The following is a 12,419-nucleotide window of genomic DNA, read 5'->3' as shown; positions in this document are numbered from 1 at the left end:
TCAGATTTTTCAAATTCGATCCACTTTTCTCAATACTAGCTTTGCTTCTAGGTTTTGCAACATTTGTAGGATCGTTAATAACTATATATTGAACTTGTCCCAAAACCAGTTTTAGTGACACATCAATTAAAAGTTTCATAACTCTTTTCCTGATCAGAAAATTGATCGATTATTTCAAATTCGGGAGATAGAGACGTAGTTCTAGTTTTGGAATTAGCTCATTAAGTAATAGCATTACCGGCAATAATTGCTGTATTAACCATTTGGAATTGTATGCTGTTATAAAGTATGCGAAATAACTTATGATGTGACAAAAAAACTATCCTAAGTATAGATTAAAAAACCACATAAAATTAGTATGTTCAGATATAAACATAACTGCGGAAAAAGGAGAGCAAAATAATCTTCACCAGAAAAGATCCTGAAGATCAGGAAAAACCCCGATAAGCGGTGTAAAAGAGAAATAAAAAGAAAAAATCCATAAAAATAAGAGAGCTGATTGCAGGAGATAAGTATGAAACTGGATCCTGGTAGGATAAAAATATTCGAAGGAGACATCGTGAAAATGGAAGTGGATGCAATTGTCAATGCTGCAAATAATTCACTTCTTGGAGGGGGAGGAGTAGACGGGGCAATCCACAGGGCTGCAGGTCCTGAACTCCTGGAAGAATGTAAAAGCCTTAATGGTTGCCCGACGGGAGAAGCAAGAATTACTTCAGGATATCTTTTGCCTGCAAAATATATTATACATACAGTCGGTCCGGTATGGAAGGGAGGCAAAGAGGGAGAAGATGAACTTCTGGCTTCCTGCTACAGAAAGAGCCTTGAGCTTGTCAGAGAACACAGTATAAAAACAATTGCCTTTCCAGCCATAAGCACGGGAGCATACGGCTTTCCTTCCGAAAGGGCAGCCGGGATTGCAGTTTCTCAGATAAAAGAGTTTCTTCGGAAAAACGAGCTACCTGAAACTGCTTTCCTTGTCTGCTATAATAAAGACAGCTGCAAAAACATCAAAAACGCTCTTGATGAGAGTCTTTAAAAGGTAATTTAGATTTAGAATATCTTTTTATATATAATTATATAATTTAAACTGTCTTTAAAGACACGGTTTAAATGTCTGGTAAACAATGTACAAAAAGGAATTTGGAAAGTTTTCTCCCAATCACACTTATGGGAAATTCTTTATATAGTATGTTAGAAAAATAGGTTCTAAATAAAAATTATAATGATAGCAAATACGATAGCGAATACGATAGCGAATACGATAGCAAATTCCAGATATCCAATGATATCCCGCCCGAACAACGGAAGCCGGATTTAAAAAGACAGGTAAAGTATGAAAATATAATGTGATGCAAGTTTATCAGCAAACATTTATTAGTAAACATTTATCAGTAAACACTTATCGAGAACGCTTATCGGTAGCACATATAAGTAACACTATGAGTAACGCCTATCAATACAGATTTATCGATGTATACTCACTGGTGCATTTTATTGATATTTTCTTGAAAAAGAAGTATACGAACTAAAAGGAAGCATTAATCACATACTAAAAGGAAAGCATTGATATAACACTCGAATGAGTCTGCAGGATCTATTACAAAAAAGGGAATCGGAGGAATTATTATCGTTTACGATGAAGCCTTTCAGAGAGGCCTTGACCTGGTTAAACACAAAAGGTACGAAAAAGCCGTTAACACATTCAATAAAATTCTGGATAAAAACCCAAGTCATAAAGGAGCCCTTTTTAACAGGGGACTTTCTCTCCTTGAAACTGAAAAACCCCAGGAAGCCCTCAATTCATTTAACGAAATCCTGCAGCTCGAGCCTGGGAACTCCGATGCCCTTTATAGAAAAGGAACCTGTCTTGCAACTCTGGAGAAATTTGAAGAGGCTCTTGAAGCCTACGAAAGTGCCCTTGAAATTTCCCCGGATAACCCGGAAATCTGGTATATGAGAGGACTTGCATTTGCCGAAATAGATAGAACTGAAGCTTCCATTCTTTGTTTTGAAAAAGCTCTTGAACTTAAGCCTGAATATACAGCCGCCTGGTGTGCAATGGGGACAGTAGCCGGAAAGGCGGAAAGGTATGAAGAAGCCCTGGAAAACTTCGGACGTGCCCTTGAAATTAACCCTAAAGATTCGGAAGCCTGCTACGCAAAAGGTCTTATCCTTGCAAAACTTGAAAGATATGAAGAGGCTCTCGAATGCTTTGATTTTCTTATTCGGGAAAACCCGAAGAATACGAATGCACTTGAACAGAAATGTCTTGTTCTTGCAAAGCTGGGGAAAAAAGAAGAAGCTCTCGAAGCTCTCGAAGATTTCTTAAAAAAATATCCTGCAAATGAAGCTGCACTCTACCATAAAGGTATTCTCTTAAGCGAACTCTCAAGATATGAGGATGCGGAAAAAACCTTTTCAAAAGTATTGAAACTTAATCCAGAGCGCAGAGAAGCCTGGTTCGGGAAAGGTTTTGCTCTTACACAGCTCCTCAGGCTTAACGAAGCCATAGAAGTTTTTGAAGAAGCAATCCGACTCGACCCTATCTATTTTGAAGCCTGGAACTATAAGTGCTTTGCACTCATGAAACTTGAGGTCTATGAAGAAGCCCTTGAAGCTTTCGATTCCATGCTTACAATTTATCCTGATATGAAAGAAATCTGGTATAACAGGGCACTTGCTCTTTTGAAACTGCAGAACTTTGCCGAAGCTGCCCGATCCTTTGCCCGTGTCACCGAACTTGACCCTACAAACACGGATGCGTGGTTCCAGCAGGGGCGCCTGCTTGCCAGAACAGGGAAGTATGAAGAAGCCCTTGAGGCTCTTGAAAGGCTACTTGAACATAACCCTGATTTTACCGAAGCCCAGAAGTTCAGGGGTACTGTACTTGCAGGGCTCGGACGTTTTGAAGAAGCGCTCGAACCACTTACGAAAAGCCTGGAAAAGGAACCTGAAAACCACAACCTCTGGCTTCAGAAAGGACTTATTCTCCTGGATATCGGGAAACTTGAGCCTGCCCTTGATGCTTTTGAGAAAGCAGCAGATCTGAAGCCTGATGACGAAATCTGCTGGATGAACAAAGGTTTTGCCCTCTATTCTCTTGAACGTTACGAAGAAGCCCTTCAAGCTTTTGAGGAAGGCTTGCAGCTGAATCCCTACCTTGAGAAGGGCTGGAACAAGAAAGGAATAGTACTCGGAAAGCTTGGAAAAAACGAAGAAGCCCTTGAAGCCTTCGAAGAGGCAATAAGACTCAGACCTGACTTTGAAGATGCCTGGAAGAACAGAGGACTTTTGCTTTTTGCCTCGGAAGAATACGAAAAAGCTGAAGAAGCCTTTGCCGAAGTCCTTAAAGTAAACCCGGAAGATATTGATTCTCTCTACAACCTGGGCATATCCCTGCTCAAACTTGGAAGAAAAGAAGATGCCCTCGAATACCTTGAAAAAGTCGTTTCCCTAAGTCCTGATTATCCTGACCTTTCCTACAGCCTGGGAGTAGCATTAATGGAACTTGGAGAATATGAAAAGGCTCTGGAAACCTTTGAAAAACTTGCTGCAAAGAACCCGGGTGATACGGAAATCCAGTGCAGGAGAGGGAAGCTTGCAATGGAACTCGGGAAGTATGAAACTGCCCTGCAGGCATTCGAAAAAGTATTGATTGAAAGACCCGAATCAAGAGAAGCCTGGTACAGGAGAGGGCTTGCTCTCCTGAAGCTGGAAAACTTTGAGGACGCTGTAAAAGCCTTTGATGAAGTAATTACAAAAGATGCCGAGTACGAAGATGCCGGAATCCTCAAGGGTTTTGCCCAGATGAAGCTTGGAAAATGCACCTCTGCTCTGGAAACTTTTGAAAGCGTACTTAAGAAAAAACCCGACTCCGGCACGGCCTGGTACTACAAAGGTCTGATCCTCTACAGCCTGCACAGGCAGGAAGAGGCAGCAAGGGCTTTTGAATCAGCTGTCAACCTTAATCCGGAACTGCATGCAGCCTTTGAATACAGGGCAAACTGTCTTTTAGAAGCCGGCCAGCATGAACCAGCTCTCGAAGCCTTTGAAGCTGTGCTGGAAAAAGACCCGAAAAACCTCTCAGCCCTTAACAGCAGAGCGATTTGCCTCTTTGAACTGAGAAAGAATAAGGAAGCAACCGAAACTCTCTCACATCTGCTTGAACTTGACCCGGGTAGGGAAGAGGTAAAATCCAGGCTCGAAGAGGCAAAGTTCAGGCTAGGAATTGAGTACTTTGAACTTGGACAGTACACTGAGGCTCTTACCCTTTTTGAAGAAATAAGTGAAAAAGAAAGGAATGGGGATGAAAGAATAAGCGAAAATGAAGCAAAAGAGAATGAAGGAACAGGCGTGAACTCTCAAAGATCCTGTTCTCAACAACCCTATTCTGTACTTTACTGGAAGGGGCTTGTATTCATCTACCAAGAAGCTTATGAGAAGGCACTTGAAGAATTTTCAAGGCTTACTGAACAGGACCCGCAGTTTGCAGAGGGCTGGTACTATATAGGACTGTCCTGTTCAAAACTCGGGAAACATGAAGAAGCTTCCGGCGCTTTCAAAAAGGCTCTTGAAATCGATCCCGCATTCCGGGACACATATGATATATGCTATCAACTAGGCATTTCCAGTTTTGAACTTGGAAACTTTGAGGACGCTCTCCGAGCTTTTGAGATAGCTCTCAGTAAAACTCCTGACCAGGAAAAAATCCCGGAAACTGTCTATACTGATCTTATCTATAAAAAGAGTCTAGCTCTTCTCAGACTTGGAAAATACGAAGAAGCGGCATCAGGTTTTAGAGAAGTTATTGCCAGAGATGCAACAAATTCTGAAGCCCTTGCACACCTGAGTACTGCCTGTTTCAAACAGGGATATTATGAAGAAGCCCTTGGGATCTTTGAGAAGGTTCTAAGTCAGGCTCCGGCGAGGAAAACTGTTCTTTTCAGGAAAGGGGTTGCTTTAAAAGTCCTTGGAAAAATCCAGGACGCTCTGGATGCCTTTGACCTTGTCCTTAAACTCAAGCCTGACTGTACTTATGCTCTTGAACAGAGAGGGTACACTCTCTTTGAACTGGGCAGGTATGAAGAAGCAGTTGAAGCCTTTAAAGCAGCGCAGGAGTACTGCCCGAAAAAGGCAGACTTGCAGTATCTGAAAAGTCTCGCACTTTTCAGGCTTGGCAACTTCACGGAAGCCCTGCAGGGGTTCGAAAAAGCTCTTGAACTTGGATGCCAGAAGCCTGATATTCCCTATTATACAGGACTTTCCTGCTTCGAAACAGGAAACTATGCAGAGGCTGTAAAAGCCTTTGACAGATTCCTCGAAACAGAAGTACAGAATCCCGAAATCCTGCAAAAAAGAGCTCTTGCCCTTTTCGAACTTGGCAGATCGGAAGAAGCCGTATCTGCGGTAAATTCCCTTCTTGAACTTTCTGCGGAAAACTTAACCGAAGAAGACAAAGGAGATAAGATCGAAAAAACTCAGGAAGAAAATTCCCTGATCTCTCGGGAACTCCTTGAAAAGTTTGCGTCCATCCTTATAGAGCTCGGAAAACCTGAAGAAGCTCTACTTCCGCTTGAGAAGCTTGCAAGAGAAGGATCGGCTTCAAAAGAGACTCTTTACGACAGAGGAATAGCACTTCTGGAGCTTGGAAGGCAGGAAGAAGCCCTTGAAGTTTTTTCAGAGCTACTTGAAACTTATCCAGACTTTAAAAAAGCATGGTATGGAAAAGGGCTTGTGCTATTTTCACAGGAGCATTATGAAGAAGCCCTTGAAGCCTTTAAACAGGCTGTCCCGAACCAGGGAGAAGAGTCGGGAGAGGAGTCGAAGATAAATGCTCCTGAGTTAGAAGATGCCTGGACCAAGATAGGGCTTGCCCAGCTCAAAATCGAGAAGTATGAAGACGCCTGTGACACTTTTGAAAAAGTCCTTGAGAAAAAACCGATGGTTGCTGATGTATGGTATTTAAGTGGCCTTGTAATGAGAGGACTTGACCAGAATCAGGAAGCAGTTGAAGCTTTTGAAAGGGCTCTGGAACTCAACCCTTCCCTTAAAGTTGCCCAGGAGCAGAAAGGGCTTGCCCTTCTTTCACTTTGCAGATATGAAGAAGCCAGGGATGCCTTCAGTTCAGCCCTTGCCGAGAACCCTGAAAATACAGATATCCTTTACAGTCGTGCAATAGCCAGTTTCAGGATCCTCAACTTTGAAGACGCTGCAAAAGATCTCGAAAAAGTGCTTCTTTTTGCCCCTGATTTTCCGGATTATACAGAAGTCTGCTATATGCTGGGGATTGCCAGTATAGAGCTTCAGGATTATGAAAAAGCCCTGCAGGCACTTGACCTTGTCCTTGAACGCGAGCCTGCACATGAAGAAGCACTTTATAACATGGCTCTTGTGCTCTTCAACCTGGAAGAATATGAAGAAGCTGCCAGGGCCTTTGAACAGCTTCTCGAAACATCTCCTGAAGACCCTGAAAGCCTTAATTATCTGGGTCTCTGCCACCTGGAACTTGACAACCTGAAAGAAGCACTGAAAGCTTTTGAAAAAGCATCCCTCTTTAACCCGAAAAATGAAGAAGCACTTTATAATGCAGCCACAACCCTCATAAAGCTAAACAGGGCTCAGGAGTCCCTCGGATACTTTGACCGCATCCTTGAGATTGCTCCTGAAAATCTCGATGTCATGAATTATAAAGGAGTTGTCTTCTGCATGCTCGAGCAGTACAGGGAAGCTCTGCGTGCCTTTGACGGAGTGCTTGAAAAAGATCCTGATAACATAAAAGCAATCTATAACGTGGGGGTTGTCTGCTTCAAACAGAAACTCTATGAAACTGCATCCAGGGCCTTTAAAGAAGCACTTGCCATTAACCCCTGGCACGAGCAGTCCCTTAGATACCTCGGCATCTCTCTTGCAAAAATTGGAGAATATGAAGAATCCCTGAAAGCCTTCGAAAAACTGCTCAGAATAAACCCTCAGGATGTCCAGTCCATGAATTACAGAGGAGTCATCCTCGGAAAGCTGGAAAGATTCGGGGAAGCGATAAAGGCTTTTGACGAAATCCTGCACATTTACCCGGACATGACTGATGCGAAGGAGAAACTTGAGGTATTGAAATCACTTGAAAATGAAGAGCACTTTAGTTGAAATTTTTTACGTCAAATTAATTTTTGCTTGAAAACAATTTTTGGCACAGTTTATTTAATATAATTTATGTTATTGCTATGTGCTGGAGTTGGGGAACCGAACTGGGGTATCATCTAGCACCAAAAGAATTACCTGGTGGTCGCTGATCCTTCTTCGAATTACTTGCTTGGGGGAGCATAATATTCGAAGGCTGTATTGGGGGATACAGTAGATATAGCACCTCTGGGCTTCTTCTTACATTACTTTTTTTGCTGCTTTTTTCGCTACTTTTTTACAGTCTCCTTGAGACTCTCCATTCAACAGGAAAACTGAAAATTGCGGCACAAATAGGTTTTGATCTTTCTTTTTTAAAATTTTTTGAGTTTGTGGATATAGAGGATGCAGCAGTATGCGGAACTGCAATGAAAAAAATGGAACGTTTAGTTGTTGAGGATATCACTCGAAATCCTGTTTTTCTTGGGAGCGATGCTCTCAATGTGCTGTTGAATGAAGGAGTTAGAGACGTTCAATCCACACCTCTAATTAGTCGATCGAGTCAGCTTATAGGTATCATCTCTACTCACTTTAATCGGATCCACATACCATCTGAACATGAACTAATATTGATCGACATCTTAGCTCGACAAGCTGCGGATCTCATCGAATGCAAGCTAGCTGAAGAGATACTCAGCCGTAAGAGAGGCTTACTTGAAAGCGTCGTGAGAACTACTGATTTTATGCTGGTCTTTTTCGATCCTCAGTTCAACTTCGTGTGGGTCAATCCCGCCTATGCCGAAGCGTGCAAGATGAAGCCAGAGGAAATGATTGGCAAGAACCATTTCGCATTATATCCTCATGCAGAAAATGAGGCCATTTTCCGGAGTGTTCGGGACACTGGCGAAGGTGTATTCTACAAGGACAAGCCGTTTGTCTATCCCGACCAACCCGAACGTGGAGTCACCTATTGGGACTGGAGCTTAATGCCTGTAAAGGATTCAGGCGGAAATGTTACAGGTCTTGTTTTATCAATTATCCACCGTCACATCCCGATAGCATCGGTATTCCAGGTGGACATCCGCAGCTCACTTCGTTTCTTGGAGTTCCTCTAATTTCAGGAGAAAAAACGATTGGCATAATTGCAGTAGCAAACCGTTTAAGTGGCTATAGCTCCGAGCAGCAGGAAGACCTGGAAGCAATTGCATCAGCGATAGTGCAGGCGTTGCAGAGGAAAAAGGCGGAACAGGCCGTAGTAAAAGAAAGGGAATCAGAAGAAAAGAGATTCATCATAGAATAAAGAATAACTTGCAGGTTATCTTTTCCCTGCTGGATCTCCAGTCAGAGAAGTTCAGGGACAAAGAGGTACTTGAAGCTTTCAGAGAAAGCCAGAGCCGTGTAATTTCAATGTCCCTTATTCATGAAGAGCTTTACAGGGAAGGAGAAGCAGATACTCTGGACTTTTCAGCATACCTTCAAAATTTAGTTAAAAACCTGTTTCACACTTACATGATTAAAAGTAAAAATATCTGCTTGTTCATGAATTTGGAGAAAAATGCATTCTTTGATATGGATATTGCAGTTCCATTAGGGATGATTGTTAACGAACTTGTTTCAAACTCCTTAAAACATGCATTTCCAGGTCAAAAGGCTGGAGAGATCCAAATTAAACTTACCGGTGAAAAGGTTACAGATGAGCTAATTGACGATAACAGAAAACATAAAAGAAAAGATACTGGATATACTCTTATAGTCTCCGACAACGGAGTTGGTATTCCAGAAAATATTGATTTAGAAAATTCAGATACTCTTGGTATGCAGCTTGTGGACATCCTTGTCGATCAGTTAGACGGTGAAATTGAGATTAAGAGGGACAAAGGTACTGAGTTCACGATCCGGTTTAGTAACATATAAAAAATGAGACATTATGTGTTTTGCTTTTCTTCTGATCCGCTCTTTTTTGAAGGCTCTACAGAGCCTCCTATATCCGATGATAGGATGTTCTTCATTGGAACTGAAAAAAGGACTGTGCAGTCTTGAGTTCCTATAGGTAAATACTTATCGTATTATTTTTATAAATCTTTAATTATAAGTAAATTGGATAGAGTTATGTGAGTTTTTTAGGCATATCAAGGAGTAAACCGTTATCAGGACGATGATTCCTAAGTATAATATAACCAAACAGGGGGAGAAAACCAATGCAAGCCAGTTATGTTGAAGTTCGGAATATACTAAAAAATTTGCACTTTCCTTTAACAAAGAAGGAACTTATTCAGCAAGCCTTGAAACACGGAGCTGATAATACCATAATGGAAGATCTTAAGAGTATTCCAGACAGGGAATACACCTGCTCTAACGATGTCGTCAGGGCATTTGGCGGCAAATGATTCCGCTGAGTAAATTAACCTGCAAAGGTTAATTCTGTTTTTTCCGTGAGTAAAATCATTTCAGCTATCAGCGAGAGTTCCATTGTTGTATCAAGTATGGATCATAATTAGCTAATCCAGCAACAACTATTAGAAGAGTACTTTAGACGACTCGGTATAACTTCAGAATATCTAAGAGCCTGTCTTAAAATTGGATTTGATTCTACATTTGGGATGGGACTAACAAAATTTGAACTGTAAAAAATCGGACTGACATATTACTGGACGAATGGGATATGAGCAAGTATGAGTTTGATGCAAGGATAATAAAACACGAAGGATTGGATGCGGGATACATCGAATTTCCATATGTTGTCGAAAAAGAATTCGGGAAAAAGGGACAGGTAAAAGTTAAAGCCTTTTTTGACGGGTTACTTTACAGGGGTTCTCTTGTAAAAATGGGGCATGACTGCCATATTATCGGGCTGACTAAAGAAATCTGCAAGAAAATTGGCAAGAATTCAGGGGATATAGTTCATGTAATAATAGAAGAAGATCTGGAGGAAAGAACTATCGAAATCCCGGCGGAGCTTCTTGAACGATTATCAGCCGATGGCACAGCAATGGAATTATTTGAAAAGCTCTCCTACACTCACAAGAAAGAGTATGTACAGTGGATCATGTCGGCAAAAAAGGAAAAAACTAGGATACAGCAGATAGAGAAAGCTGTCGAAATGATAAAAAACAGGAGAAAGGAACCATGATGGAAAAATAAACCCCTTAATATCATTTAAAAAAATACATAATAATATGTAAAAATGATCACGAATTTGACTGATTATTTGAAGTAGAAGATTTATAAAGTAATTGAGTTTCAGGATAAATTCATACATTTGTCTTCGGTATAGTCAAATGCTGACATCAACTTTTATATTTCCCTTTTGTAAGAGCATGTCTTAAAATTAAACTTAAACGCACAATTGGGATAGAATTCATGCATCTCATGTAAAGAATTAGGTGAAGTTCATCGAAAATATATAATATCAGTCAGTGTTTACCCGATTTCGGAAGAATTTACGATCTTATTTAAATTGAGCATTTCCAATTATCCAATTGTAGAATTAATTTGAATTTTAAGGCACGCTCTTAGCATTGCTTAATAAGTTATGAAGAATAGTTAGAACATTCATATTTCTTATACTCTTCAGACAGAAGAAAGTTTTTAAAATAAGGTATCTTCTACTAGGTTTTTATTTATTTCAATCTCTTCCTTATTTTATCTCCTCTTTATTTTTATGTTTATTTAGTGCAATAAGCAAAGAGATTGGAAAAAAGATTGGAAAAAAGATTGGAAAAGAGAGCTATAGTTTGTTTCAGTAGATTAACTGCTGACTACTATTTACTTTAAACTTTTATGTTTCCATTTTGATATTATTCTAATTTGTTATTTCTATAATATTTGATGTTTAAATTCTCGCTCTTTAGTAAAGATACAATAATAATTAGGAATGTGGGGAATTCAAATAAATAGGTTTATTGCTTTAGCCTTAGCCTTTTTAATTTTTACTTTAAACTCAAGCACCGGAATTGCAGTTGAGATTTTTGTTCAGCCAGGTGAATCAATACAGGCTGCAATAAATAATGCAAGTTCAGGAGACGAAATAGTCATAGGTTCAGGAAACTATACAGAGAATATTATAATAACAAAGGATGATCTTGAAATAAGATCAGAAACCGGCAATCCAGAGGATACAATAATAGGAGCAAGTAATTCAAGTGTGAGTCTATTATATGTACGGGCAGATAATGTGACAATTAGCGGCTTTAAGATTGGAGGAGCCGAATACCCGGATGTGACAGGAATCCATATGGCTGCATGTAGTAACTGTATCATTTCCAACAATAATCTTTCTGAAAACTATCTTGGATTATCTCTCAGCAGCTCAAAAAACAATACAATCTCGAACAACAGCATGAACTTGAATGAAAATTATGGAATCCATCTTGTTCGCTCGGAAAACAATGTACTCTTTAACAACACTGCAAATTCAAATGCTCATGGAATTGTCCTCGAGAGTAATAGCATGGATAATAACCTGACAAGCAATCTTGCAAATTCCAATACAGGTTACGGTTTTTATCTCATAAGTTCAAGCAATAATACCTTTAGTAACAACACGGCAATTGAAAACAATATGGGCATTTATTCGGTAAGTTCAAACATGAGTATTATTTCGGGTAATAATGTTTCTGAAAATATTAATTATGGAGTCTGGTTGTCACATTCAAGCTACAGCATAATCTCCGGAAACACAGTTGACAAAACGGGCTGCGGGATTCATCTGGATTCCTCTGACAGTAATAAACTTTTTGAAAATATAATTGCTTCAAACTCTGACTCAGGCCTTTCCATGTGTCGAGCCTGCGATAACAATACTGCCTTTAATAATTATTTTAACAATGTCTATAACACAGATATAGGAAATAGTAAAAACCACTGGAATATAAAAAGAACTGCAGGCAAGAATATTGTTGGCGGACCTTATATAGCAGGAAATTTCTGGGCAAACCCGGGAGGAACAGGTTTTTCTGAAACTGCACCGGATAAGAATAAAGATGGCATTGCAGATCTAGCCTACAATGAAACCAATGTTACAGATTACCTGCCTCTAGTACCTGTACCTGATCCAGAGAAAGAAGTCGTTCCTTTAGAAACCACAAATGGTATCCGATAATAGTATATCAATGAGTAGATTAATAGTAAGCAACGAGAGTTATTAATTAAAGATGCTAAAGAGTATTACGCAGAAGAAAAAGGTCTTTTTCTTCTTTTATTGATTAAGAACAAAATAAACTCCAGAGAGAATAGTAACTAGGACATTTTTCCGAACTTTTTTTTCTAAACAATTCTTCCTGAAACTATATGCCCATTTGATG

The 12,419-nt window shown here is 40.0% G+C and carries 6 protein-coding genes and 2 pseudogenes; all 8 read left to right on the top strand.

Features of this window, described 5'->3' with window-relative positions:
* Window positions 1-514 precede the first annotated feature (514 nt).
* The 8 genes and pseudogenes from MSHOH_RS07085 (at window position 515) to MSHOH_RS07055 (ending at window position 12,217) form a co-directional block, all read left to right on the top strand.
* Window positions 515-1,039, top strand: a complete 525-nt coding sequence (locus tag MSHOH_RS07085; RefSeq protein WP_048138470.1) for an O-acetyl-ADP-ribose deacetylase — start codon at window positions 515-517, stop codon at window positions 1,037-1,039.
* A 560-nt stretch (window positions 1,040-1,599) separates the two neighbouring features.
* The gene (locus MSHOH_RS07080) at window positions 1,600-7,143 is read left to right on the top strand and encodes a tetratricopeptide repeat protein (RefSeq protein ID WP_338037937.1); all 5,544 of its coding nucleotides are present in this window, start codon (window positions 1,600-1,602) and stop codon (window positions 7,141-7,143) included.
* Window positions 7,144-7,391: 248 nt separating this feature from the next.
* Window positions 7,392-8,231, top strand: a complete 840-nt coding sequence (locus MSHOH_RS24600) for a PAS domain-containing protein (RefSeq protein WP_048138467.1) — start codon at window positions 7,392-7,394, stop codon at window positions 8,229-8,231.
* A pseudogene (locus MSHOH_RS25970) lies at window positions 8,183-8,287 on the top strand (hypothetical protein); the annotation flags it as partial. The gene MSHOH_RS24600 and the pseudogene MSHOH_RS25970, both read left to right, overlap by 49 nt.
* Window positions 8,288-8,347: 60 nt before the next feature.
* Window positions 8,348-9,030 (top strand): annotated as a pseudogene (locus MSHOH_RS07070) (sensor histidine kinase); the annotation flags it as partial.
* Between the two features lie 284 nt (window positions 9,031-9,314).
* Window positions 9,315-9,503, top strand: a complete 189-nt coding sequence (locus MSHOH_RS07065; RefSeq protein ID WP_048138461.1) for a DUF2795 domain-containing protein — start codon at window positions 9,315-9,317, stop codon at window positions 9,501-9,503.
* 275 nt (window positions 9,504-9,778) lie between these two features.
* Window positions 9,779-10,246: a YdeI/OmpD-associated family protein gene (locus MSHOH_RS07060; RefSeq protein ID WP_048138459.1), complete on the top strand. Its 468-nt coding sequence runs from the start codon at window positions 9,779-9,781 to the stop codon at window positions 10,244-10,246.
* 744 nt (window positions 10,247-10,990) lie between these two features.
* Entirely contained in the window at window positions 10,991-12,217 is a 1,227-nt protein-coding gene (locus tag MSHOH_RS07055; RefSeq protein ID WP_052730751.1) for a right-handed parallel beta-helix repeat-containing protein, read from the top strand.
* Window positions 12,218-12,419: the final 202 nt, after the last annotated feature.

The sequence above is a fragment of the Methanosarcina horonobensis HB-1 = JCM 15518 genome (assembly GCF_000970285.1).
GTDB lineage: Archaea > Halobacteriota > Methanosarcinia > Methanosarcinales > Methanosarcinaceae > Methanosarcina > Methanosarcina horonobensis.
Note: the sequence above shows the minus strand (reverse complement) of the source record. Positions and strands in the feature narration are given on the sequence as shown.